The 26127-nt window shown below is 48.5% G+C and carries 24 protein-coding genes; 6 read left to right on the top strand and 18 right to left on the bottom strand.

Features of this window, described 5'->3' with window-relative positions:
• Nucleotides 1-171: 171 nt before the first annotated feature.
• Nucleotides 172-1581: a cell wall-binding protein gene (locus tag GPK90_RS16945; RefSeq protein ID WP_215703508.1), complete on the bottom strand. Its 1410-nt coding sequence runs from the start codon at nucleotides 1579-1581 to the stop codon at nucleotides 172-174.
• Nucleotides 1582-1969: 388 nt separating this feature from the next.
• Between GPK90_RS16945 and GPK90_RS16940 the strand changes: the two genes are divergently transcribed.
• Genes GPK90_RS16940 through GPK90_RS16930 form a run of 3 tightly spaced genes read left to right on the top strand, consistent with a single transcriptional unit; the run spans nucleotide 1970 to nucleotide 5668 of the window.
• On the top strand, nucleotides 1970-2830 hold the full coding sequence (locus tag GPK90_RS16940) for a class I SAM-dependent methyltransferase (RefSeq protein WP_015552713.1): 861 nt from the start codon (nucleotides 1970-1972) through the stop codon (nucleotides 2828-2830).
• A gap of 24 nt (nucleotides 2831-2854) precedes the next feature.
• Nucleotides 2855-4213 (top strand): Trk system potassium transporter TrkA, encoded by a 1359-nt coding sequence (gene trkA / locus GPK90_RS16935; protein WP_021905211.1) that lies wholly within the window; start codon nucleotides 2855-2857, stop codon nucleotides 4211-4213.
• A 12-nt stretch (nucleotides 4214-4225) separates the two neighbouring features.
• The gene (locus tag GPK90_RS16930) at nucleotides 4226-5668 is read left to right on the top strand and encodes a TrkH family potassium uptake protein (protein WP_215703507.1); all 1443 of its coding nucleotides are present in this window, start codon (nucleotides 4226-4228) and stop codon (nucleotides 5666-5668) included.
• A 198-nt stretch (nucleotides 5669-5866) separates the two neighbouring features.
• Here the strand turns inward: GPK90_RS16930 and GPK90_RS16925 are convergent, their stop codons facing one another.
• The 5 genes from GPK90_RS16925 to GPK90_RS16905 all read right to left on the bottom strand — a co-directional run bounded on the left by GPK90_RS16925 (nucleotide 5867) and on the right by GPK90_RS16905 (nucleotide 10023).
• Entirely contained in the window at nucleotides 5867-6655 is a 789-nt protein-coding gene (locus GPK90_RS16925; protein ID WP_215703506.1) for a ZIP family metal transporter, read from the bottom strand.
• 177 nt (nucleotides 6656-6832) lie between these two features.
• Nucleotides 6833-9016, bottom strand: coding sequence for a ferrous iron transport protein B (gene feoB, locus GPK90_RS16920; RefSeq protein WP_215703505.1), 2184 nt, complete (start codon nucleotides 9014-9016; stop codon nucleotides 6833-6835).
• A gap of 115 nt (nucleotides 9017-9131) precedes the next feature.
• Nucleotides 9132-9356: a FeoA family protein gene (locus GPK90_RS16915; protein ID WP_015552719.1), complete on the bottom strand. Its 225-nt coding sequence runs from the start codon at nucleotides 9354-9356 to the stop codon at nucleotides 9132-9134.
• A gap of 246 nt (nucleotides 9357-9602) precedes the next feature.
• Nucleotides 9603-9818, bottom strand: a complete 216-nt coding sequence (locus tag GPK90_RS16910) for a FeoA family protein (protein ID WP_117470097.1) — start codon at nucleotides 9816-9818, stop codon at nucleotides 9603-9605.
• Nucleotides 9819-9846: 28 nt separating this feature from the next.
• On the bottom strand, nucleotides 9847-10023 hold the full coding sequence (locus GPK90_RS16905) for a FeoB-associated Cys-rich membrane protein (protein ID WP_015552721.1): 177 nt from the start codon (nucleotides 10021-10023) through the stop codon (nucleotides 9847-9849).
• A 383-nt stretch (nucleotides 10024-10406) separates the two neighbouring features.
• On the opposite strand from GPK90_RS16905, the gene GPK90_RS16900 reads away from it, so the two are divergent.
• Together GPK90_RS16900 and bilS are read left to right on the top strand one after the other, a co-directional pair.
• Nucleotides 10407-11609, top strand: coding sequence for an FprA family A-type flavoprotein (locus GPK90_RS16900; RefSeq protein ID WP_215703504.1), 1203 nt, complete (start codon nucleotides 10407-10409; stop codon nucleotides 11607-11609).
• A 15-nt stretch (nucleotides 11610-11624) separates the two neighbouring features.
• Nucleotides 11625-12131 (top strand): flavodoxin family protein BilS, encoded by a 507-nt coding sequence (bilS, locus tag GPK90_RS16895; protein ID WP_182426591.1) that lies wholly within the window; start codon nucleotides 11625-11627, stop codon nucleotides 12129-12131.
• A gap of 186 nt (nucleotides 12132-12317) precedes the next feature.
• Here the strand turns inward: bilS and GPK90_RS16890 are convergent, their stop codons facing one another.
• From GPK90_RS16890 to GPK90_RS16860, 7 genes are all read right to left on the bottom strand, one after another.
• On the bottom strand, nucleotides 12318-13733 hold the full coding sequence (locus tag GPK90_RS16890) for a serine hydrolase domain-containing protein (RefSeq protein ID WP_215703503.1): 1416 nt from the start codon (nucleotides 13731-13733) through the stop codon (nucleotides 12318-12320).
• A 181-nt stretch (nucleotides 13734-13914) separates the two neighbouring features.
• On the bottom strand, nucleotides 13915-15210 hold the full coding sequence (locus GPK90_RS16885) for a CapA family protein (protein WP_215703502.1): 1296 nt from the start codon (nucleotides 15208-15210) through the stop codon (nucleotides 13915-13917).
• A gap of 3 nt (nucleotides 15211-15213) precedes the next feature.
• On the bottom strand, nucleotides 15214-16479 hold the full coding sequence (locus tag GPK90_RS16880; RefSeq protein ID WP_215703501.1) for a M20/M25/M40 family metallo-hydrolase: 1266 nt from the start codon (nucleotides 16477-16479) through the stop codon (nucleotides 15214-15216).
• A gap of 232 nt (nucleotides 16480-16711) precedes the next feature.
• On the bottom strand, nucleotides 16712-17587 hold the full coding sequence (locus GPK90_RS16875) for a LysR family transcriptional regulator (protein WP_215703500.1): 876 nt from the start codon (nucleotides 17585-17587) through the stop codon (nucleotides 16712-16714).
• 134 nt (nucleotides 17588-17721) lie between these two features.
• On the bottom strand, nucleotides 17722-18984 hold the full coding sequence (locus GPK90_RS16870; RefSeq protein ID WP_215703499.1) for a 2-hydroxycarboxylate transporter family protein: 1263 nt from the start codon (nucleotides 18982-18984) through the stop codon (nucleotides 17722-17724).
• 37 nt (nucleotides 18985-19021) lie between these two features.
• Nucleotides 19022-19525: a transcription elongation factor GreA gene (gene greA, locus GPK90_RS16865; protein WP_015552730.1), complete on the bottom strand. Its 504-nt coding sequence runs from the start codon at nucleotides 19523-19525 to the stop codon at nucleotides 19022-19024.
• Between the two features lie 257 nt (nucleotides 19526-19782).
• Entirely contained in the window at nucleotides 19783-20553 is a 771-nt protein-coding gene (locus GPK90_RS16860; protein ID WP_021905198.1) for a sulfite exporter TauE/SafE family protein, read from the bottom strand.
• A gap of 232 nt (nucleotides 20554-20785) precedes the next feature.
• Between GPK90_RS16860 and GPK90_RS16855 the strand changes: the two genes are divergently transcribed.
• Entirely contained in the window at nucleotides 20786-21751 is a 966-nt protein-coding gene (locus GPK90_RS16855) for a LysR family transcriptional regulator (RefSeq protein WP_215703498.1), read from the top strand.
• Between the two features lie 57 nt (nucleotides 21752-21808).
• Here GPK90_RS16855 and GPK90_RS16850 read toward each other — a convergent pair whose 3' ends face one another.
• From GPK90_RS16850 to GPK90_RS16830, 5 genes are all read right to left on the bottom strand, one after another.
• The gene (locus GPK90_RS16850; protein ID WP_346011298.1) at nucleotides 21809-22189 is read right to left on the bottom strand and encodes a hypothetical protein; all 381 of its coding nucleotides are present in this window, start codon (nucleotides 22187-22189) and stop codon (nucleotides 21809-21811) included.
• A 121-nt stretch (nucleotides 22190-22310) separates the two neighbouring features.
• Nucleotides 22311-22571: a RidA family protein gene (locus tag GPK90_RS16845; RefSeq protein WP_243022331.1), complete on the bottom strand. Its 261-nt coding sequence runs from the start codon at nucleotides 22569-22571 to the stop codon at nucleotides 22311-22313.
• A gap of 46 nt (nucleotides 22572-22617) precedes the next feature.
• On the bottom strand, nucleotides 22618-23811 hold the full coding sequence (locus GPK90_RS16840; protein WP_215703496.1) for a Zn-dependent hydrolase: 1194 nt from the start codon (nucleotides 23809-23811) through the stop codon (nucleotides 22618-22620).
• Nucleotides 23812-23890: 79 nt separating this feature from the next.
• Nucleotides 23891-25222, bottom strand: coding sequence for a sodium-dependent transporter (locus tag GPK90_RS16835; protein WP_118532417.1), 1332 nt, complete (start codon nucleotides 25220-25222; stop codon nucleotides 23891-23893).
• Nucleotides 25223-25266: 44 nt separating this feature from the next.
• Complete coding sequence (locus tag GPK90_RS16830; protein ID WP_215703495.1) at nucleotides 25267-25827, bottom strand: EAL domain-containing protein; 561 nt, start codon at nucleotides 25825-25827, stop codon at nucleotides 25267-25269.
• Nucleotides 25828-26127 lie beyond the last annotated feature (300 nt).

Genomic DNA, 26127 nt, shown 5'->3' with positions numbered 1-26127 from the left:
CCTCCCTCTTATCTTCAAGTCTCTGTCGCCAGAATATCATTAGAAAACAAGGCGTGTCAATCGGTTTGACACAAGATGTCAAAATTCTGCACGAAATGCAAAAGAAAAGACCAGGAACATCTCTGCCCCTGGTCCTTCAAAAAATCCTTTATCATTTATCCTGGATCCACATCAATCATTCTCAAATACCGGCTCAGTCGGCTCACCGTAATCTTCCGTGGAGCTTGCTGCCTCGTCATTGATATGCGTCAGAATCCCGCTGGAATTCACTTTATATTTGTTTCCATCGCGGTCCTTTACCGTCGTATTCTTGGAGATACGTCCGGAGCTGTTTACCACATACGTCTGATAACTGCCGTTTCCATTCGGAATGCTGATCAGCGCATAGCGGCTGGAGCTGTCTGCCTGCTGAAGTTTTCCCATATAATAAAGGTATCCGTTCTTCACGCCGTTTGTTCCGCGGCCTGCATAGGTCCCTTCATTGAAATAAAACGTGGTCTTATTTCCATCGCCTTCCTCGACGGTCATTTTTCCTTTTACTGAGGTTCTGGATGACTTATCAAAGTAGTAGGACGTATATTCGCTGGTCGATCCGATCCGTACCTTCTTTAATCCTTTGACCGGATTTCCTTTCTGGTCGAAGAGATACGTCTTTCCATTGATGCGGACAAAATCGCTCGTGGACGCTTTTCCGTCTTCCGGTCCGGTCTTTGGCTCGCCGTTTTTATCAAAATAATACCATACCACCGGCTCATCCACATTGTCCTGAAGCTGTTCCGGCGGGTTTAAGGAAAGCCAGCCGGGGATCGCCGCGCCGACCGTAGCGTTCTGGATCCCGCTCTCCGCGAAATATCTCCAGTCCGCGATCGAATTCTTACTCGAATTTTCCGGATCACCGTCTAAATACACCCAGCCGGTGCGCATCCGTCCGTCTGCGTCAAAACAATAGTATTTTCCATCGATCTTTGTTACCTTATAATCTCCGCCGTCATCACTGGTCGACGGGCTCTGCTTCTTTCCGCTTGCGGAAAAATAGAACCAGTACTTTCCATCATCGCTTTCCGGTCCGTAAAGGCTGCTGTCCTCGTCCTTCGGCTCCAGATATCGCCATCCTGTCACCATCGCTCCGCTGGAGCTTAAATAGTAATCCCCATCTTCGGTCCAGCCGGTCTGCATGATTCCGTCAGCGTCAAAGTAATAACTTTTTCCATCGATCTTCTTCCAGGTGTCCTTTGTGACTTTTCCGCTGGAACCGAAGTAAAACCAGTAGGTCTGACTGTCTCTGCTGTACGGGGACACGATCTGCATCCACTTATCCGCCACCATGATTCCGTTAGCATCCACATAGTAATCGTTGTCGGCCCAGCTGTTGACCGCCATTTCACCGCTGTTGTTTAAATATCTCCAGAGATTGTCCGCGCCCTTTTTCCACTCATTCGTCACGCGGTTTCCATTTTTATCAAGATACGTCCATATATTATTGGAAAGCGCCCAGCCTTCCGCTGCGTAGGCGTTCATCGTCAGACATCCGAAAGTCAGGACCGCCGCTGCTGCCAGTATTCTTAACCCTTTTTTCTTCACTCGCTCCGTCTCCTTCCTGTACCCCAAAAGGCGCATAACTATCGCCAACATCCATTCCGGATCAGCTTCGCCGATGGGATTTCTGCCTTCCGGCCGTATTTTTCATTTCGCAATACATCTGATTTTATTTTACCAGTAACTCCCTGATTATTCAACAGAAAATACCTGTCAATTCTCTTAAGTCCCCACCACAGTTCTGCCGCATTCCCGCCACAGAAAGACACATTTTCCGTTCATGTTCCCCATATTTCCGCCAACATCCCGCATTCCATCCCCACTCCTATTTGACAGTATCCCCCGAATCTATTATACTAATATATCATAGGCATTTTATGCCCCTGATCCGTTTTTACGCAAAAAAGTCTAAAGAAAGAGATGGAATACAATTATGTGGATAGCAGATGGATGGAAGGACTATGAAGTCATCGACTGTTCCGGCGGTGAAAAGCTGGAGCGTTGGGGAAAATATATTCTGGTCCGTCCGGATCCCCAGGTTATCTGGGATACCGATAAAAAGGCACCACAGTGGAGAAAGATGAACGGCCACTACCACAGAAGCTCAAAAGGCGGCGGCGAGTGGGAATTCTTCAGTCTCCCGGAGCAGTGGAGCATCAACTACAAAGGCCTGACCTTCCAGTTAAAGCCCTTCAGCTTTAAGCATACCGGTCTTTTCCCGGAACAGGCGGCAAACTGGGACTGGTTTGGCGAAAAGATCAAAAACGCGGGACGCCCGGTCAAAGTCTTAAACCTCTTCGCCTACACCGGCGGAGCAACACTGGCAGCTGCGAAAGCCGGAGCTTCCGTGACCCATGTTGACGCCTCCAAGGGCATGGTCGCCTGGGCAAAGGAAAACGCGAAGTCCAGCGGCCTTGAGGACGCACCGATCCGCTGGATCGTGGATGACTGCGTAAAATTCGTAGAGCGTGAGATCCGCCGTGGAAACCACTACGACGCGATCATCATGGATCCGCCTTCCTATGGAAGAGGCCCGAAGGGCGAGATCTGGAAGATCGAGGACGCAATCTACCCGTTAGTAAAGCTGTGTGCAAAGCTCCTCTCCGACAAGCCGTTATTCTACCTGATCAACTCCTACACCACCGGTCTCGCCCCGGCCGTTCTGACTTATATGCTCGGAACAGCCGTTGTTCCGCAGTTCGGCGGAACTGTAAGCTCCGAGGAGATCGGACTTCCGGTTACAAGTTCCAAACTTGTACTCCCGTGCGGCGCTTCCGGACGCTGGGAAGCGTAATTAATTGAAAGGACCGGTAAACATATGAAGATCATCATTGTCGGCTGCGGAAAAGTCGGCGTGAGCCTTGCGGAGCGCTTAAGCGCCGAGGGCCACGATCTCGTTATGGTCGATATGAATCCGCAGAAAGTGGAACATCTTTCCAACCAGTTTGATGCCCTGGGAATCGTTGGAAACGGCGCCAGCTTCAATATCCAGCAGGAGGCCGGAGTTGAAAGCGCGGACCTCTTTATCGCTGTCACAGGCGAGGACGAACTAAACCTCCTCTGCTGCCTGATGGCGAAGAAGACCGGCCACTGTGACACCATTGCCCGCGTAAGAAACCCGCTCTATAATAAGGAGATCCGCTTCATTCAGGAAAAGCTCGGACTCTCCATGATCATCAACCCGGAGCTGACGGCGGCCAGAGAAATCTTAAAGCTCTTAAAATTCCCGTCCGCCATCAAGATCGACACCTTCGCAAAGGGACGTGTCGAGCTTCTCCGCTTCCGCTTAAAGCCGGAGATCGGGTTTGGCGGAAAAACTATCATGGATATCATGCGACAGTTAAAATGCGATGTCCTGATCTGTGCCGTTGAGCGCGGATCCGAGGTCGTGATCCCGAACGGAAGCTTTGTCCTTCAGGATACGGATATCCTCTCTATCGTGGGATCTCTTGAAAATACGGCCCAGTTTTTTGAAAAGATCGGTCTCCGCTCAAAATCCGTAAAAAATTCCCTGATCATCGGCGGCGGCACCATCGCCCACTACCTGGCCCAGGACCTCTTAAAGATCGGGTTCCGTGTCCGGATCATCGAGCAGCGGAAAGAGCGCTGTGATTACTTAAGCGAGGTGATTCCCGGCGCTGACATCATAAACGGGGACGGAAGTGATCGGGATCTTCTTCTGGAAGAAGGCCTGACCTACGCTGATTCCCTTGTGGCCCTCACCGGACTTGACGAGGAGAATATCTTCCTCGCCCTCTACGGAAAGCTCCACTCCAACGCAAAGCTCATCGCGAAGGTCAATAAGATCGCCTTTGACGACGTGATCGACAGCTTCGGTATCGACAGCATCATCTACCCGAAGTACCTGACGGCAGATTATATCCTACAGTACGTCCGTGCCCGCCAGAACACCATCGGCTGCAACGTGGAAACGCTGTATAAGATCCTGGACGGCCGTGCCGAAGCACTGGAGTTCTCCATCAAAGAGGATTCCGCTGTCACGAATGTGCCGCTTATGGACTTAAACTTAAAGGACAACCTTCTGATCTGCTGCATCAACCGCAACGGTCAGATCCTCACCCCCCGCGGTCAGAATATAATCAAGGTCGGGGATACCGTGATTCTCGTGACCACAAACCGCGGTCTCGGTGATATCCGGGATATCTTAAAATCATAAAGGAGCGATTCCATGAATTATTCGATGATCTTTTATATTATCGGCTGGATTCTGGACGTGGAGGCAGCGCTTCTTGTGCCATCCCTGGCAGTCTCCCTGATCTACCATGAAAGCTGCGCGCTGGCATTCTTCATCACGATCGTCCTCTGCCTGATCCCAGGTGTGATCCTTGTCCGCAAGCAGCCGAAAAACAAGGTATTCTACACAAGGGAAGGTTCCGTGACGGTTGCCTTAAGCTGGATCGTCATGAGTATCATGGGTTCCATCCCGTTCCTCTTAAGCGGATCCATCACAAATCCGGTGGATGCCCTGTTTGAGACTGTGTCCGGATTTACGACGACCGGTGCCAGTATTCTTCCCGCCGTGGAACCGCTTCAGCACGGCATCCTGTTCTGGAGGAGCTTTACACACTGGATCGGTGGTATGGGAGTTCTCGTGTTCCTTCTCTGCCTGCTTCCGCTTACCGGAAGCGGCTATCATATGAACCTCATGAAGGCAGAGAGCCCGGGCCCCTCTGTCACAAAGCTGGTCCCGAAGGTGCAGTCCACCGCAAAGATCCTCTATGGACTCTATCTGTTCCTGACGGTTCTGGAGTTTGTTCTCCTGCTTGTGGGACAGATGCCGGTGTTTGATTCCCTGTGTACCGTTTTCGGCACCGCGGGAACCGGAGGTTTCGGTATCAAGAATGACAGCTTCGGAAGCTATTCCACCTACCTGCAGGGCGTAGTTACCGTGTTTATGATCCTTTTTGGCATCAACTTTAACGTGTACTTCCTCTTCTATATGAAAAAGCCGAAGGAAGCACTGCGCTGCGAGGAGGCGCGATGGTACCTCGGGATCATTGCCGCGTCGATCCTTGTCATCACGTTTTTCGTCCGGGATTTCTTCGACAGCCTGTTCCTCGCGTTCCACCATGTCGCGTTTCAGGTTGCTTCCATCATCACGACCACCGGCTTCGCCACCGTGGATTTTAACCTCTGGCCAACGATCCCGAAAACGATCCTGGTGCTCTTAATGTTTATCGGTGCCTGCGCGGGAAGTACCGGCGGCGGCATTAAGGTGTCCCGTATCGTGCTGTTATTCCGCTCCCTGACAAAGGAGCTCTCCCAGAGTCTCCATCCGAATCAGGTCCGCAAGATCCATTTTGAGGGACGCGCGGTGGAGCATGTGGTTCTCCGCTCCGTAAATGTCTTCATTGCGGCATACATCCTGATCTTCGCGATCTCCGTGCTGCTCATCGGCATCGACAACTACGATCTTGTGACAAACTTTACCGCTGTCGCGGCTACCTTAAACAACATCGGACCGGGATTGGAACTTGTAGGCCCGGCCCAGAACTTCGGGCTCTTCTCCAACTTCTCCAAGCTGGTTCTGACCTTTGATATGCTTGCCGGACGTCTGGAGCTCTTCCCGCTGCTGCTGCTTTTCTATCGTGGTACCTGGAAGAGATTCTAATTAAGCAAACATTCCCGATAACAGATGCAATTTGGACAATTTGATTGATCCGTGTTGAAAAATCTGATTGCCGGAAATAAAAAGTGGATATCCCAGAGTCACATCATGGACTCTGGATATCCACTTTTCTTTTTGTTTTTCTGTCTTTTTTCCACCGGACAGCGGGCAGACAGATAACACTCAATCGTCCCTATTGTATCATCCAAGTGCCACGTCAAGCATCATCATCAATGCAAACCCGACCGCAAACCCGATGGTTCCGATATTCGAGTGCTCTCCCTCCGCAGTCTCCGGGATCAGCTCCTCCACGACCACGTACATCATGGCACCTGCAGCGAAGGCGAGAAGATACGGCAGGACCGGAGCTAGGACCCTGTACATCAAAACGGTGAGGATTGCCGCCACTGGCTCTACCACGCCTGAAAGTGTCCCATATAGAAATGCCCGGTTGCTGCTCATTCCCTCACCCTTGAGCGGCAGGGAAATGATCGCGCCCTCCGGGAAGTTCTGGATCGCGATCCCGACGGACAGGGCAAACGCACCGGCTAAGGTGATCCCGCTGTTTGCCGTAAGAAGTCCCGCGAACATGACACCAACCGCCATTCCTTCCGGAATATTATGAAGGGTCACCGCAAGGACAAGCATCGTATTTTTTTTTAACGTGCAGGACGGACCTTCCGGTTCATCGCACCCGATGTGAAGATGAGGCACATGCCCGTCAAGGAACAGCAGGAACAGGATGCCGCAGAAGAATCCGGTCACCGCAGGCAGAAACGCCAGACGTCCCAGATCCGCGGAAAGATTCATGGACGGGATCAGAAGTGACCACACGGATGCCGCCACCATGACACCGGCCGCAAAGCCCAGAAGACCTTTTTCCACATTCTGACGGATTCCCTTCTTCATAAAATATACGCACGCAGCTCCAAGTGTCGTCCCCGCAAACGGGATCATGATCCCAAGAATAATATTTCCGATATTTTCCATCGTTTTTGTCTCCTTTGATCCGCGAAGGCCGTCCGGACCCCGGCGCGGCTCTCGCAATCTTCCTTCTATAAGCTATGCGGTTTCCAACTGAAAAGATCCAGGCCACGAAGCGACGTCCGCCTCTGACCTGGATCTTTTATAGAGTTTCTATAGAATAATGAAGTAATACTGCCAAAATTATGCTGCTACAGAGCGGCGGGATGCCTTCTTCTGGTTCTTATATGGATCCGGACGGAACAGCATATAGAGGAATCCGAGAAGAACAACAACAGCTGCTGCTGTGCCGATTCCGAAGGAACCGCCTTCCATAAGAAGTCCGAACTGGTAGAACATCAGTGCTACACAGTAAGCGAATACGTTCTGGAAGATGATTGCAAACCAGAACCACTTTCTGGACTGCATCTGCTGGGCCATTGTGGAAATAGCCGCCAGACACGGGGAGTTTAACAGGTTGAATACAAGGAAGGAGAAGGCTGCTGCCATTGTCGGGAACCAGTCTCTGATCGCGGCTGCGACAACGTCTGTCTCCTCGGAGAGATCCTCGCTGACATTTGCAAGGACACCCATTGTGGAAACGATACCCTCTTTTGCGGAGAATCCGGAGATCGCCGCTGCAACGCACTGCCATTTGCCCCATCCGAGAGGAGTGAAGATCCATGCAAGAGCGCTTCCGAGGATCGCCATCAAGCAGTTTTCTGTATCTTCTACCATACCGAACGAACCATTCTCGAAACCAAATGTGGAGAGGATCCACATGATCACGCAGGCAAGGAACAGGATTGTTCCGGCTTTCTTAATGAAGCCCCACAGACGCTCCCAGGTGTGCATAAGAACGGTCTTAGCAGACGGGATGTGGTATGCCGGTAACTCCATAACGAACGGAGCTGCCTCGCCGGAGAACGGTTTTGTCTTCTTTAACATGATCGCTGCTACAAGAACGCAGACGATACCTAACGCATACATTAAGAATGCTGTATTTCCCGCATCGGAGTAATCTCCGGATGTCCAGCCGACCATGATGCCGCCTAAAAGAGCGATAACCGGAAGCTTCGCACCGCACGGAATAAATGTGGCTGTCATAATGGTAAGACGTCTGTCGTTATCATTTTCGATGGTCTTGGAAGCCATGATACCCGGGATACCGCAGCCGGATGCGATAAGGAGCGGAATGAAGCTCTTACCGGAAAGTCCGAAGTGACGGAACACACGGTCCATGACGAATGCGATACGTACCATGTATCCGCAGTCCTCAAGGATGGAAAGCATTAAGAATAAGAGTGCCATCTGCGGCAGGAATCCGAATACGGCGAAGAGTCCGCCGAGGATACCGTCTACTACAAGACTCTGGATGAAGTCGCTTGCGCCTGCTGCCGCGAGTGCTGCGCCTGCCCATTCCTGAATGCCGCCGCCGAATGTATCATTTGCCCAGTCTGTACCCATGGTACCAAGTGTGCTGACGCAGATGTAGTAAACGAACCACATTACTGCTGCGAAGATCGGGATACCTAAGATACGATTTGTAACGATCTTATCGATCTTATCGGAGGTGGAGAGCTTCTTGCCGGATTTCTTAACGGCCTTGTCGATCACGCTTCCGATGTATGTATAACGCTCGTCTGTGATGATGCTCTCTGTATCGTCATCAGTCTCTTTCTCAAGACGGGTAACCTCCGTGTTGACCGCTGCCATAGCGGATGCCGGAAGATGTAACTGCTCGATGACCTTGCTGTCCTTCTCAAGAAGCTTGATCGCGAACCATCTCTTCTGGTCTGCGTCCACAGCGTCACCGACAGCCTCCTCAACCTTCTCAATCGCGTTTTCTACGCTTCCGGAGAAGATGCCAGCCGGGTTCTTCCACTCGTTCTTCTTCGCTGCCTCGATCGCCTTCTCGACAACTTCCTTAAGGCCTGTGCCCTTTAACGCGGAAGTCTCAACAACTTCACAGCCGAAGATCTCGGAAAGCTTCTTCACATCGATCTTATCCCCGCTCTTTGCAAGCAGGTCAGCCATGTTTAACGCGATCACGACCGGAATACCGATTTCGAGGATCTGGGTCGTCAGATATAAGTTTCTCTCAATGTTTGTTGCGTCTACCAGATTGATGATCGCCTGCGGTTTCTCGTGAACGAGGTAATCACGGCTTACGACTTCCTCCAGTGTGTACGGGGAAAGGGAGTAAACACCCGGAAGGTCTGTGATGATGATCTCTTCACCGCTCTTTGAAGATTTTAATTTACCTTCTTTTTTCTCTACTGTTACACCCGGCCAGTTTCCGACGTACTGGTTCGCGCCTGTGAGGGCATTGAACATGGTCGTCTTACCACAGTTCGGGTTGCCGGCTAATGCGATTTTAATAGCCATTTTTCATCCTCCTATTTTCCTGCACTTGTGTTGTCACTGTCCACACTCCGCGGGGACAGCAACCGTGTTTTGCCAATGTTTTGCATACACATCAGGTAAAACATTTATCCCGTCATCAGACTGTAACGACTTCGACACTTTCCGCATCGTCTCTTCTCAAAGACAGTTCATATCCACGGACCGTGATCTCGACCGGATCACCGAGCGGCGCTACTTTACGAACGTAGATCTCGCTGTTTTTGGTAATGCCCATGTCCATGATTCTGCGGCGGAATGCGCCCTCTCCGTTGATCTTTACAACTTTAACCGTTGTATGTACCGGAACTTCACGTAATGTCATGTCTTCTCCTTTCTATCCTTGTGAACCACTCCTGCGGTCCGGATCCATTCCCCCTGCCTTTTGTGAAATTTTTCCAAAAGTTTCCGATTAGTTGTTGCTAATTAGTGCATGCTAACCTATGGGGAAAAAGCAAAGTGGGAAAACTCCCACTTGAACTTTCATCATCCATAACTGCCCATTCTTCTCAGTCTGCACTTCTCTGCGGGATAATGCAAACTGCTGAACAGTTACCATCTTTTTTCACAGCTACTGCACCATAACGTGCTTTGCCATCTCTTTGTTGATCGCAACTCTGGAATCCTTGATGTTTACGATCAGATTTCCGTTGAGTTCAGAGATCACTGTCACTGCTGCGCCATCCACGAAGCCAAGATTCGCAAGAAATCTCTTTGTGTCCTCCGCTCCGCCGACACGCTGAATCATGCCGGTCTCACCGGCACGTAAAAATGTCATTGGCATCATGTTTCCTCCTATTTACACTCCCATCCGCTCAGGCTTTGTGGGCTTTCGGAGCTGTATCATAATGGACACTGCCGCATCCGCTGCACCCGGAACAGGAACCGCAGCAGCCCCCGCAGGAACCGCTCTTCTTCTGTTTCCGGATACTCTTTATCACACCGATCACGGCCATGGCAACCAGCAACAAAACAATTACATCTGTAAGCATTTCCATCACCTCTCACCAAACCATTTATGGGAACAGTTGTATTGATAACGAATATCAATTTCAAGTGAATTATATGACTTCATATCCCGCTTGTCAACTGGTATTTAATAATTTTTTAAGATTTTACAGGATGGTTTTACTTGCTTTCCAAAGGCTTTCCATTTAGAATGATAGTATATCTGCGCCCATATTTCTGTCTTGTCTGAATTTATTTTTTATATCTTCAAAATTCGCCAACAATTAAGATGTATAAGGCCAGATAATTTTATTTTTCGACCTTTTGTGACTCTTTTAAAAGCCAGTACCTTTCCGGTATTTTACCGTTCTCGTTCTGGCAGATTTCGAAAGCGCCACAGCAATATTATTATCAGGAGGTTTCTAACATGAATAACATAAGAAAGCTTACAGATTCTCTCTTCTGGGTCGGCGTCAATGACCGCCGCATTGCTCTCTTTGAAAATGTTTATCCGGTTCCTACAGGAATGTCCTATAACTCTTACGTTCTTCTGGACGAGAAGACAGCCCTCTTCGATACCGTGGACGCGTCCTTCACCCATGATTTTCTCGAAAATGTGACCGCTGCCTTAAAGGGCCGCACTCTGGACTATCTCATCGTAAACCACATGGAGCCGGATCACTGCGCATCCATCGCCGATGTGATCGCCGCTTACCCGGAGGCAAAGATCGTATGCACCGCAAAGGCTGTGGGAATGATGAAACAGTTCTTTGATTTTGATGTGGACAGCCGCGCGATTCCGGTAAAAGAGGGCGATACCGTCTCTCTCGGCTCCCACGAGCTTACCTTCGTGATGGCACCGATGGTACACTGGCCGGAGGTTATGGTTACATACGAAAAGACAGAAAAGATCCTGTTCTCCGCCGATGCCTTCGGTTCCTTCGGCGCTGTCGACGGAAATATCTTTGCTGATGAGATCGACGATAAGGGTGCCTGGCTCTCTGAGGCGAGACGTTATTATACAAATATCGTCGGAAAATTCGGCATGTCCGTACAGGGTCTCTTAAAGAAGGCTGCCGGGCTCGAGATCCGGATGATCTGCCCGCTCCACAGCGTGATCTGGAGAGAAGATCTCCCATGGCTCATCGATAAATACCTCAAATGGAGCTCCTATACGCCGGAAGAGAAATCTGTAACGATCGCCTACGGCTCTGTTTACGGTCATACGGAAAAGGCTGCCGATATCCTTGCCGGAAAGCTTGCCGACCGCGGCATCCGCCATATTTCCGTCTTTGACGTTTCCAAGACCCACCCGTCCTACATCATTGCAGACGCGTTCCGTACCTCCGCGATGGTCTTTGCATCTATCACCTACAATGGCGGTATCTTCTGCAATATGGACACACTTCTCCACCAGCTTGCAGCCCACGGTCTTACAAACCGTACCGCGGCCCTGATCCAGAATGGAACCTGGGCGGCAACCACCTCAAAGCAGATGGGTGAAATCCTCGGTACAATGAAAAATATCCATGTGCTTGAGGCAGATGTAACCATTAAATCAGCTCTGAAAAATGATCAGGAAGCTGAGCTTGACGCACTTGCAGACGCAATTGCCGCATCATTACAGTAAATGGAGGAAATGCCAATGAAATATGCAATCGTTTATTCCAGTAAAACCGGAAATACTGCAGCACTCGCAGATCGTCTCCATGATATCCTTCCGCATGAGCACTGTGTTTATTTCGGTGATACGTCCCATTACTCCCCGGAGCTTGGCGCGGACCTTATCTTCGCCGGCTTCTGGACCGATAAAGGAAGCTGTGATGACAGGACACGGATCTTCTTAAAAAACCTTCAGAATACAAAGATCGCTCTTTTCGGCACAGCCGGATATGCCGCTCCTGATTACATCCACTCGATCTTAAAGCAGGCAGAGGCAAATATTCCCGTAAACAACACCGTTCTGACAGGCTTCGTCTGCCAGGGGAAAATGCAGCCGGCAGTCGCCGATAAATTTGCCGCAATGCTCGAAAAGGACCCGGAGGACGCAAAGGCAAAGCTTCTTCGCGACACATACAATGAAGGCCTCTCCCATCCGAACGAAGAGGACTTCGCAAACTTTAAGAAATGGGCAGAAGGCTTTATCCACTAATTGATCGTCATATAAAACACACTGTATGGATCCAGCATGGCAGTCAAATTCAAGTCGAAACTTCCGTGAGACTTTGCACGTGATTCTGGTCAGTGAAGCTGACATATTCCTATCAGAATCACTAAATGCCGGATGATCGGTCTTCCCGATCACCTGGCATTTTTTCATACTCAGACTTTGATCCAATCAGTCTTTCACTCTCGGCAGCATTCTTCCACCGTATCCGATTGCAAAGATCTCACCATTCTCATTTTCAAAAAATCTCACGTAACCATCCTTATCCGGGTTGCGCACAATCCCTAAAAATTCCTGCACCGGCACAAATCGAAGAAGCGTCTCTCCCTCTTTGACTGCCAGATTTCCATCTTTTTCAAAGATCGTGATATTGTTATCTTCATCTGAACGGAAGGTACCGCACATCGCCTTTCTCTTTTCCGCATCCCACTCCGTCTCCTGATAAACAAATCGGTCCTCGATCGGATTTCTTCCATGATACATCCGCATTGCTGCATCCGCGATCGTGCTAACCGGCACGCCCGACGTGTTGCACAGTACCATAACGCCCACTCCGGCATCATACGACCAGGATAAATTCGACGAAACTCCCGGCAGGCTTCCGCCATGCTCCATAACCGTCAGGTCATCCAGCTTCTTCTGCGAAAGACCAAAGCAATAATGGCTCTCCGGGCGATAATCGATTCTTGGGCGGCACATCGTCCGTACACCCTCCTGGGAGAGGATCCTTGTTCCATCGATTCCCTTTCCGTAATTCAGATACATGCAGATGTATTTTTTCATGTCTGCAAGCGTAGATTTCAGGGAACCGGCTCCGCCAAGGGAAAATGCATTGTCATGGTAATCTCTGCCGGAGGTCATGACACCTTTTTTCATTTTGTAGAGAATTGCCGCATTCGCATCCGCTGCCGGTCTTACATACTCTCCGCTGCTCCGCTCCATGTGAAGAGGCTCAAGAATATGTTTTTTCACATATTCCGCAAAGCTGTTCTCCCCGCCGACACGGCGCACAATCTCTGACAAAAGTCCAAAGCCATCATTGCAATAGCTCATGTAGTTTCCCGGATCTCCGATCAGACCGCCGTTTTCCTTTGTCTGGGCATCCAGCAGCTCAGCGACTGCCTTTGTTCCTTCCAATGCGATCTTCTCACAGAACGCAAAATCCCCTGTCTCATTCTCATCCAGTCCTGCCTTCTGCGCAATCTCATTGATGATTGTGCGGTGCATCGGATAAAAGCCCGCTGTGTGACATAAAAAGTGCCATACCTTTACCGGTTTCTGATTACGGTTTGTAAATTCCGGAATATATTTGCTCACCGGATCATCCAGATCTACTTTTCCGGCTTCGACTAACTGCATGATCGATAAAGCCACAAAGGATTTCGTGACAGACGCTAATCCGAAGATCGTATCCTCATCGATCGGCAATTTTCTCTCCTGATCCCGGTATCCAAAAAACTTTTCATACTGTGTATTTCCATTTCGGTCAACGATCGCAACCGCGATTCCCACTGCGTTGGAACGTTCCTGTATCCTGGATACAAGTTCCTCAAAAAGAAATCTTGACGCATTTGTGATTTTGTTCATGGGTACTCCCCTCCTTTTTTCTGTGCGCACCTGATGATGAGCCGATTCTTACACAGGTGCGCTGTCTTTATATTGATTATATCGATTCCGATCGTTTTCTTCAAGTTCTTCCCTGTCCCGGTCAATTTCGCTCAGAATTTTACTCTTTCTCTCTTCCATATCCGCTCACCCTCTATCTTCTTTAAAGTCTGATCGTTCCTACGCCATCTTTAATTTCCATCTCAGTTCCATAAGGTTTTGAAAGCTCTGCCAGGTATGACAGTACGTTCTCATCACCGGTCAACACCGGAACTCCTTTTTGCGGCCTTTTTTCTGTCATTCCAAGAGAAATCGGATACAGTTTGATTTCTGTTAAATGTCCATCTTCCATGGTCCAGCCTGCCATCACGGATAACCAGATCTCCGGAAGCACTCCGTATCCGGCCGTGCCATTTTTACTACGGGCATCCATATAAGCACCAACCTTGGTATCCAGCGGCATTTTTTTATTTATGTATGCATCGTAAGGCTGCTTTTCCACAGTTTCTGTCTCAAAGAGGAAATTTCCCAGACTGTAGAAGATAGGCGCTCCGTGATAGATCTCAATTCCACGAAGTTCATGCGGTCCGTGTCCGATTACCGCATCAGCTCCCGCATCCACACATCTTCTTGAAAATGTCTCAAGGAACATGGATGGAACCGTTGTGTCTTCCCCATCCGTCTCATGACCATGAAAGCTTACAAGAACGATATCTGCCTGTTTTTTTGCCTCAATGATCTCCTTCTCGACACGTTCCATATCAGCCGGGAACGGAACGCTCTCGATCCAGTCTTTTTCATCCAGAACAAATTTGTATGTTCCAAAGGGCAGTGTTCCGGAAGCCGGCGGATTCTTATATCCGTTTTTTACAGACCGCTCCATCGTTGAGTTGATCTTTGTAAGCACCGCCAGTTCTTCTGCTTTCTTATAGTTTTCTTCCGTGACATGGTAAATCGTTTCATAACGAAGCGGATTTAATCCAGGTCTTCCGATCAATTCCGCGCTCTGTCCACCAGCCATTCCTGACTCATGGAAGCTTGAAGAGACCGCAATCATTGCGACACGTCCGTTTTTCGTCTCCAGATAGCATGGTTTTGATGCCTCGGAAAGATTTTTTCCTGTTCCGGCAAAGATCATGTCTCTCTCTTTGAGATTCCGGATAGTCGCAAGAACTCCTCCATGACTGTAGTCGCAGGAATGATTATTTGCCGTATTAAACAGATTAAAACCAAACGATTTCATATCATCAAGGGTTCTTGGATCTGCCATTGCCCAGGTTCCTCCGGAAAATGCTGCCGGATATCCTTCCTCATTGTGGAATGTCATCTCCAGATTCGAAAATTTCACATCATACTGACTGATCACGTCTCTGACCTGCTCAAATCCTTCATAACCGCCTTCCGGAAATCTTCTTGTGATAAACGCATCTCCTGTAGCGATCAGTGTCATTTTCTTCATAATCTATTTTTCCTCCACAACAGAATTAGTCTCTCCGTCGATTCCTGCTGCCATCATCAATACCATAAATGCCTGCTGAACTGCCTTATATGAGTCGGTGATCGGAAACTTTTCATGAACACTATGATTCATTATATTCTTTCTATTTTCATCCGGTGCAAACGCGCGTCCAAGACAGATCGATGGAATTCCTTTCGAAACCGCTACGTTCGCATTTGTGCAGCCGCCTTTATGGAATACCGGTTCAATATCCAGAGACTTCAAACCAAGCCACGCGGATTCTACCAGTGGTGTATGGGAATCCTGAACTCCGCCCGGAACCTGACTGATCAGTTTTTTATCCCATGTGATCTCATCTTTTCCCCATTTTTCTGTTTCTTCCCGGCATGCTTCTTCGATCGCGTTAAAGATTTTTGTGCGAAGCTTTGTAAGCTCCTCCGGTGAATTTGATCTGAAATTAAATTTGATGGTTGCCTGCGATGCGATCGCATGCACTCCGGTCGCAGTTCCACCGTGGAAATTTGAGACACAGAAGCTTGTCTTCGGATCTGATGGAACTGTAAAATCAGCGATCTTCGCAACTGCTCTGGCTGCTGCATGGATCGGCTGTGCCATCTCGCCAAACGCTCCAAACGCATGACCGCCGATACCATAAAAGTTGACCTCGTAGGTCTCTCCGCTTGTCGCCTCGAAGATCAATACACTCATGTCATTGTTATCAATTGTGAGTGAAATATCAATGTCATCATTATCATTCAGGAAATCTTTCATTCCGCCGAGGCCGCCCATACCTTCCTCGCGGGTAGTTGCCACAAATACAATGTCTCCGAATGTCTTGATCTCGTTCTGATTCAATGCTCTTAAAAGTCCCAGCAGCATTGCCAGTGCTCTCGTATCATCACCGATTCCCGGTGCGTAGAGGAATCCGCCTCTCTCCTCTACACCATGTACCGTTCCAAATGGAAAGACTGTATCCAGATGACCCTCGATCAATACCTTCGGTCCTTTGCCGCTTCCTCTTCGAAGGCCAACAACATTTCCACCGCGGTCAATGTGAACATTTTCAAGACCGAGGGCTTTAAATTTTTCCATCATGACCGCTGCGCGTTTTTCTTCCTCCCCAGTCGGAGCCTCTATGAGAACCAGTTCTTTCTGCTCTTCAATCGTATTCCTCTCATCTTCCTGTATAAATTTCATAGCTTCCTTTACACACGGAATACTCATTGTATATTCAAACTGTTTTTTTACCCGCTCTGATACCTGATACATGCTTCATCCTCCTTTTGTGATCAACAACTACTGGTAACAAAAATGATATAAACACGACAAAAGCGCTCCTTTTTAAGAAGGTCTTTCAGGCCTTCACCATAGCTTCATATGGCTGATTCTTAAAAAGATGCGCTTTCTTTTATAGGTTCATTATATATTAATTATATTTATTGTTCAAATATTATTCATGAATAACTCACATTCTCATTTCGAATTAATTTGGTATATTTTTTCATTCTTCTTTAATATTATTAAAGTATTTTTCTGTATATTCGCAGAATTTCACCAATTCTTCTGTCATTTTCAGATCTTTCTGCAGGATCAGATACAGAGATCGTTTGAATTCGTTGTTATCGATCGGCCGGTAACAGACATTTTCAAAATCTGTCTCGCTTCTCAGGTGATCTCTCCAGGAATACCTTGGCCAGATGGCGATTCCTAACCCCTCCTGCACCATGCGCCTCAAAATATTAACAGTATCACATTCAAATGCAATATCCGGAATAATCCCTTCTTTTTCGAATATTGCGTCTGAAATCGTCCGGATACTTCCTCCACTTCTCAACATAACAAATTTTTCATTTCTGATATCCGACAACCTGACTTTTTCCACATTTCTCAACCACGAATCTTTATGAAACGCGAGACACAATGGCTCTTCCATCAATTTTACCGCATTGCTGAACACATACTGCGGCAGTGTACTTCGAATGCAGACATCCCATTTGGTTGCCTCTCTGCGATCTAACACCTGAAAAAAAACATCCGGATTTTCCTCCCGGAATTCGCGAATCAGTTCCGGAACAAGCAGTCCTCCGGTCAAAACATTCAAACGGATCAGTTTCTTCTTCTGTCTATTGTGGAATTCCAACGGAAGCTGTTCTATTTCCTCAAGCAAAGGAACTACCCTTTCCTGCAATAAATATCCATCATGGGTAAGCACACAGGATCTTCCGTTTTTCCGAAGTAACTCTGTTTTTAATTCGCGCTCCAGTGATTGGATCGCTTTACTGATGGAAGGCTGGGATACATTCAATTCCTGCGCCGCCATCGTGATATTTTCATATTTCGCCGCATATACAAAATATCGAAGCTGATATATTTCCATCTTTGTCACTCCCCCGTTTGTAATGCATAATGTAACTGTTCAGTGCCTCACAGTTACGGGCAAAAATCCCATACTTTACTAAAACAAGCACAGCAGGTGCAAAAGCCTGCTGCTCACAATACAGAATCCAGATCCTACCCCACCATCTGCACTAATATTCCTCCAATCGTCAGCATCAGCGCTCCGCAGGATCTTGTAACGATCTGCGCAAATGGCAAAAGCTCCATTCTATGCGCACTGCTCAAAACAGCTACATTGCCGGAACCGCCCATATTTGTTGTACACATCCCCGCTGCGATGGCAGATTCCAGTGGGAAAAAGCCAACCAGCTTTCCAAGAACTGACGCCGTAAACGTGATGATCCCCACGATGAGTACCACCGTGATCAGATATAACGGTGTCAGAGTCTTTAAAATTGTATTCAGATCGATCAGAGTAAAACCGATCCCCGCAAGTGCCGCCGCCGTCCAGCTCTTGATGGCAAACTGCCCCCACTCTCTTGCCGCATCCTCCAGCTCTTCGGACATGATGCCGGTTCCCTTCACAAGCACGACCGCAATGATCATCCACGCATACGTCGGGATCACAGGAACAAACCTGTGCAAGATCGCGCCAAGCTGATAAAAGGCAAACGCAATGATCATCCCGGTGCATAAAGACGCAAATGTCGGCTTCAATGGCGGTGTTTTTTTCACCGTTTTTCCATCATTCACCAATACACCGTTTCCGGTCATCTCCGGGTGTTTTTTCCCGAAGTTGTTCAAAAGGCCGCCAAAAATGATCGCCACACAGTTTCCAAGTACCGTGGCCGGTGCCATCTTTGTCAGCACATCCGCCGCTTCCACTCCGAGCGCCTGGGAGTACATGGCCGAAAGAGGAACTGTACCCGCTGTCATTCCGCCGCTGGTCATAGGCACTCCGATATAGAGGATCCCGCCCCAGAAACCTTCCCCAAGGATGATCCCCATAATTCCTGAAAGCAGAATTCCCATAGAAAGAGAGATCACCGCCACCGGCAGAAGCTTCACGGTAGCCCTGAGCAGAAGATTCCGGTCGATATTAAAGAGACTGCCGCAGATCAGCGCCGCGATATAAAAGATCAGGAAGCCACTGTCATTGACAAAATAATCGAGCGTCTCAATCGTCTGCTCGGGAATCAGTCCGCCTGCCGTGAGGATCGCAGAACCGAGAATACAGATCACAGATCCTCCGAGATACGTCTTCACCACCGGCACGTTATTTCCAATCGCATTTAAGCCCTCACCAAATACCATCAACACTAAAAACGCCGGGACCAGACTCTTCGGGACACAGCCCGTAAACATGCATGCCGCCGTCAGTGCCAGAATGAGGACATACAATGGCAGCGGAAACCCCGCCACTTTAAAATCCTTCATACTCAACCTCTCTCTGTCTTCTTTAAAAATGTCTTTTTTAAAAGCTCCGGATCGCGTCGCTTCCATCATCCACGGTCTTCTCCAGACGCTTGATGATCACATCATATCCCGCTCTGTCATTTACCTGCACATGTACCCGGTCGCCGACCTTATGCCCCAGAAGTGCCCTTCCAAGCGGGGACTCGGAACTGATCAGTCCCTTTAAGGAATTTCCGCGGATCGTCGTAACGATCTTATAGGTCTCCGTCTCATCGTCATCCTCAAAATACACGTCCACCGTGTTGTAGAGACCGACCTCATCGTCTTTTGACTCATCAGAGACCACCTTCGCCGTCCGGATCATTCTCTCCAGATACCGGATCCGGCTCTCATTCTTGTTCTTGTCCTTCTTCGCTGCATAATATTCAAAATTTTCACTTAAGTCGCCCTGGGCTCTCGCCTCTTTTACCGCCTCGATCGCCTCTTTCCGGACCACAAGTTTCCGGTATTCGATCTCCTCTTCCATCTTCTTTATATCATTTTTTGTTAACTCATCATACATAGTTTTTCCACTTCTTTCCTGAATTCTTCTAACACTATCTTATCTCATTCCTGCCTTAAAAACAAGCCCTGAGGAATCCGGCCCCTGCAAATATACCGGCAGTCTTACCCTGTGCGCATCCTTGGCACGTTCGTGCCTTTTGTGTAACAGGGAATTCCCCGGAATTTCCTGTTACATAAAAAGAGCCGGTCCACAGTAAGACCAGCCCTTTTATATGGGTAAACAAAAACAGGTAAACCTTATTGAATTTTATGCCTTTAACCCCACAGATGATTCTGCCAGGCAAATTTGATCACAGTGAGGATTACTACGACTAACATCACCGGTTTGATGATCTTCTCGCCCTTCCTGATCGCCAGATTGACACCGACGAGGTTTCCTGCAATGGCACAGAGTGCTGCCGGACACGCGATCTCGTAAGCGACATTTCCCGTTTTCACATAGCTTACAAGAGCGATGGCGTTCGTAAGTACAATGAGGACCTTACCGTTACCGGACGCGCATCTCGCATCATAGTGCATGATCATCGTAAATGCGATGATCGCTACGGTACCGATCCCCGGTCCGAAAAGACTGTTGTAAAATCCCATGATCACGCCGACGATTAGGGCCTGAACAACTGTTTTTTTTGAGATCTCGCTTCTCATGATCACGTTTCTCGCGTCTGTCTTTCTGAGAACCATAATGAGGGCAATCACCGGAAGTGCCACCGTGATGGCCTTCTGAATGCTCTCCTCCGGAAGGAGAAAGATGATCTTTGTTCCGATCCATGCCCCCGTCATCGCCGTGATGGCTGAGACCAGTGCAATCCTCAGATCGACCATGTTGTTTTTAAAATACTTGATCGCTGAGACCAGGTTTCCGAGACCCGCCTGCAGCTTATTGCAGCCGTAAGCCGAACGAACCGGCAATCCGATCATTAAGTATGTCGGCAGTGCAATCAATCCGCCGCCTCCGCCGATGGAATCAATGATACCCGAAATGAAGAAGATCGGGCAGATGATAAGCAATGTTTTTAAGTAACTCATTTCCTTCTCCCTTTTTGCACAGCCCGCGTTCTTTCATCATCTCCGGGAAACTGTCTCCGCTGTGCTGCTGTTCGTATTTGCTGTTATTTTGATCCGTCAAAACCTCTCTTCCCGGCACATAAATCCTTTTATTCTCTCCCAGGATCATCTTGAATATATCATGGATCTCATATATAATCAAATTTATAATATTGATATTTTTCATTAATTATATTTATATAAGGAGAACAAAATGTTCCAGTCAAAAGACTACATCTACGAGATCTACCGCTGCGGCAGCTTCTCCGCCGCGGCCAAAAACCTCTACATCACCCAGCCCGCTATCAGCATCGCAGTAAAAAAAGAAGAACAGGAGTTAGGCCAGCCCATCTTTGAGCGTTCTTCCTCCCATCTTCTTTTAACTGACGCAGGCCGCGCCTACATCGATGCCGTGGAAAAGCTCCACCGCATTGAAGAGGATCTGAAGGTCTACTGCAACGACCTCTCAAACCTCAAAACAGGGGCTCTGAGGATCGGTGCCTCCAGTTTTTTTCTCTCCAGCATCGTTCTCCCGGTCGTTGCCGAATACAGCCGCCGCTATCCCGGAATCTCTCTGGACGTTCAGGAAGCGCCATCTCTTGAATTACAAAAGCGTCTCGCGAATGAGGCGCTCGATATCCTTGTGGATCCGGTGGACCAGCAGGGTGACACCTTCGACTCCGTCATCCTCTTCGAGGATCACTTTCTCCTCGCTGTCCCAAGTGCTCCAAATTTCTTTGCCTCTATGGGAATAAAAAAAGACTTTCTTCCTGCGGCATTCACCGCCGACGAGATCCGCCGCGGTATTCATTTAGATCCGGCTGCGCCTTCCGTCTCCCTCTCTTCCTTCGCAAAGGCTCCGTTCCTGCTGCTACGCCCGGAGACCATTGCCTACGAGCGCGCCGTGAAGCTCTGTTCCCAAAATGGCTTTGCCCCAAATATCCGCCTGCAGTTAGATCAGCTCGCCACCGCCTACCGCTCCTGCGGTGCCGGTCTCGGTGTCACACTCCTGTCTGACACCGTTGTCCGCATGTCTGACCACGATGAACCCGTCGTTTTTTACAAACTGGACTCCGATGATGTAAGCCGTGACATCGCTGTTATGTGGAAGAAAAAGAGATATGTATCAAAGGCTATGGAAGAATTTACGAAGCTGGCGGCAGAGATGTTTTCCAGCTAAATACTTATAACGTCCTCAACCGTCCGTATATATTCTTTACATTCCTTTTCAAACTGCTCAATCAGTTCCTTTTTCTTTAAAAATGCATGCAGGAATAATACTGAAAGAATTAGGAATCCGTAAAAGTTCCGGTATCAGCTCCGTTGTATCCGTCACCATAAGCGGCAGGTCTAACGGGTTCATCTGCTTCTCATGCCACTCCACAAACCCCGTTCCCCAATCAAAATAGATTTCATTGAAACGCTTTAACTGCTGTGCTTGCACAACCTCAGGGTAATCAGAAACACTTTTTGAGCTAAGCAGAAATAACGGTTCCTTAAAGATCGCTACTGCCTCCACCACCTTCGAATAAAAGACACGCGGGGTAATTCCGATGTCTGTCTCCCTGTTCTCCAACATCGAAATAATGCGGTCTGTCCAGTGTGTCGCTAATGTGATCGAAAGTTTTCCTTTCCCAAGAAGTTCCCTGTAAACAGTGTTTTTCTATATTTATTGTGAGATAAATTTTCTGTTAAAAAGCTGCTGCACAACTTTCTGGCAGCAGCTTTTCCTTCTTAATCTAATATTTTATACTTCCTACCCCCGCAATGACCGCAATCTCCACCGGCGCTTCTCCCGGAAGAACCGCAACACCGACAGCCGCACGGCTTCCAACACCAGATTCACCAAGCTCCTCGCAGAAATACTCAGACGCGAAATCCGCGATCTTCGGCTGCTTTGTAAAATCCGGCTCAGAGTTTACATAAACTGTAATCTGCATGATCTGTACGATCTTCTCGCCCTCTTCCAGCTTATTTTTTGCAGCTGTGAGCGCATTCATTTATATAGTTTTCCAAATTTGTCCATTCATTCAATCATCTATAAAATTAAAATCCATTTTCATCCAGTTTTAACACAGTCTGATACAGAACATCCGCCCCCATATCGATATGTTCCGGTTTTGTATATTCGTCACCCTGATGGCTGATACCCTTGACACTCGGGACAAAGATCATACCGATCGGAACTCCTTCGTGGGCCATCGAATTTGCGTCATGGCCTGCACCGCTGGGCATGATGATATGGCTGATTCCCTTTTCCGTGCAGACATCGTCGATCAGTTTGATCAATCTCGGATCACACGGTGTGGAATATTTGGCACCGGTATTTACAAATTCAAACTCACAGTTCGGAATCTCTTTTGCGAGTGCCTGAATATCTGCATAGAACTGATCTGTTACAGCTTTGTCCATATGACGCATCTCAAAGTTCGCCACAGCCTGTCCCGGAATTACATTTTCCTGTCCGGGTGATACAGAGATCTTTCCGACCGTAAATACAAGCGTGTCGTTCAGTTCTCTTGCCCGCTCTTCTGCTGCTACGATCAGCTTTGCCATTCCGACAAGCGCATCTTTTCTGTTAGCCATCATCGTTGTGCCCGCATGGTTGCTCATGCCTTTTGCCGTTACCTTATAGTCGATGATGCTGACGATTCCGCTGACAACTCCCACATCGATTCCCGTATGATCGAGTTTATCGCCCTGTTCGATATGATATTCCAGATAACACTCATACTTGCTGATATCTCTCTTGGCTGCTTTTGCTTTTTCCGGACTGCAGCCAAACTTTGCTAATTTTTCCGCATATCCGGGAATGTCCGGATCGAGCATCCCTGTCACACATCTGCTTCCAAATGTGCCGCCAAGAATACTGGATTCTTCCATGTTAAAGCCCCAGATCTCCAATGGATGGCGCAGGGTACGTCCTTCTTCCTTTAAGCGGGCCGCAACTTCCAGGGCACCGGTCACACCCAGCATTCCATCATAAACACCGCCCTGCATAACTGTATCCATGTGGGAACCGAGTACGATGGATTTTGCTTCCGGGTCACTCCCCTGCAATACGCCATGAAGATTTTCCACCGGGTCAGTCTCCACCTGCATTCCCAGCTCCTGCATGCGTCCTTTTAAAAACTCAAGCACTTGGAAATATTTTTCTGAAAATCCCAGCCGTGTGATCGAACCGTCTTCATTCCGCCCAATATTGCCCGCCTGTTGGAGCAATTCGTTTAATCTGCTCATATTTGTAAATTACCTCCTCAATTAAATTTCCACGTATCGTCCTCAGATTTCTCCTGACGAAACACGGAAGTATCTCTTATCAGCCAATTCCCCCAAGCAGTGCCCCCGCCACAAGAGCGATAAAAGCCGCCGGCACCAGTACAAATCTCCCCAACGGGATAAACCAGCCGCCGATCGGTTTATTGGTTCCTTTATTGACCGCGGTAAGCGCAAAGTCCTCTCCGGCAACCCAGAAGAACATGATCGCCGCCAGCATGGCACCGAGCGGGCAAATATAGATCGACACTGCATCCATCCAGCCGGAAACGATTCCCTGGATCATGAGCGCGATCGCGCCTCCGAACACGGCGATCACGATCACGGCACTTCTTCTGTTCAATCCAAAACGCTCCTGCATCATCTCCACCGGTGCCTCATAGAGGTTTACCAGAGAGCTTAAACCGGCAAACAGGACGCAGATATAAAATACCAGCTCCACGATGCGTCCGCCCGGCATCCCGTTAAATACATTTAAAAGATAGATAAACATGAGACCCGGTCCGCCGGAAGAAAGCTCTGCCCCGCCGGCTGCCATTCCCGGAATGATCACGAGAGCCGCAAGCAGCGCCGCCAGGGTATCGAAAACTGCCACATTTCTCGCGGAACTCACTACATTTTCCTCGTCACTCAGATAGGAGCCGTAGATAACGGTTCCGTTTCCGGCGATGGACAGGGAGAAAAATGCCTGTCCGAAAGCATAGATCCACAATCTCGGATTCAACAGCCCCTGTGGATTCAATGTAAAAATATACCGGTATCCATGTCCGGAACCCGGCAGTGTGAAAATGTAGGCGCCAAGTCCCAGAAACAATACAAACAGTAGGGGCATCATGACCTTATTCGCTTTTTCGATTCCGCCTGCGATTCCATAAGCCATGATCACGCCCGTCACGATCATAGCGATCACCTGCCAAAGGTTATTTCCGAAGGACGATGCCGTTCCATCGAAGAGTCCGCCGATTGCGTCCATATCCTGTCCCATCCGGAACAGCCCGCCAGTGATCGCAAGAAACGCGTATTTAAAGATCCATCCTACGACCACCGTATATCCGATCGCCAACGCCAGAGAGCCAAGAACCGGAATCACACCGATCACCTCACCCGTCCGCTTATTTCCGGTGCGGATCTCCGTACATTTGCCAAATGCCCTGATTGGTCCGCTCTTTGCCGCGCGGCCAAGCGCCATTTCCTCGATCACGCCGGTAGACGCAATTAGAACTACAAATAGAACATATGGAAGTAAAAATGTCATTCCACCCCAATCCGATACCATATATGGGAACCTCCAGATATTCCCCATACCGACTGCCGACCCAATGCAGGCCAGCACAAATCCTGTCCGGCTCTTAAAGCCATCCCTATGTTTTCCCATACGCTTACAACTGCCTTAAAACAGCTATGCCCCTTTCTCATGATTCATATTAAAAGCTTCTTTTTTTTTAACTTCTCCAGTTCTGTGATCGTCAGCGGCTGCGCAAACAGATATCCCTGATACATCCCCGGATCCGCCTCACGGATAAACCGAAAAATTTCTTCGCTTTCGATTCCCTCTACACAAACCGATACGCCAAGTGCCTTTGCACAATTAATGATCGACTGAACCATGATCTGATCGGCAGGCTGCACCAGAATATTTCGGATAAAGCTTTGATCGATCTTGATGCAGTCAAAATCCAGAGTTTTCATCAGATTGAAAGAAGAATATCCGCTTCCAAAATCATCTGCCGAAATCCCAACTCCATATTTGTGAAATTCCGCAATATGCCATTTCAGGATCTGTTCATCCAACGCCTGACAATGCTCCGTCAATTCCAGGATCAGATTGGAGGCAGAAAAATATTCTTCCTCCAGAATATCACACACATCCTGCACGAACTTTTCCTGTGCAAACTGCCGCCAGGAGACATTGACACTCACCTTGAAATCCCATGAAAATCGATAGTGACTTTCCGGATCCGTCTCAAATATATTCTTCATGTCTGTTTTTCCTTTAATCAGCTCGTAAGCAATGATCCAACCTTCCTGCGTGTCATTAACAGAATTGGATTTATGCCATCAACCAGCATTTCCGAACATGTTTTATCATACCATGCAATCTTATGTTTTACAAGTATTTGAAATTGTTACGACGACCGCAGCGGAGCGTAGACTTCGAACCGTTCGACCCCAGCAGGGCTCGAACATGCGAAAAAAAGAGGAGGTATCCATCGGATATCTCCTCTTTTTCACATCTTATTGAGAGCACGAGACGTCGCAGAACGTCCGGGGGACGTTCGT

This window comes from Clostridium sp. MCC344, assembly GCF_018785365.1.
In the GTDB taxonomy this organism is placed as follows: Bacteria; Bacillota; Clostridia; order Lachnospirales; family Lachnospiraceae; genus Pilosibacter.
The sequence above is the reverse complement of the archived record's forward strand: the minus strand, read 5'-3'. Positions and strand labels throughout refer to the sequence as shown.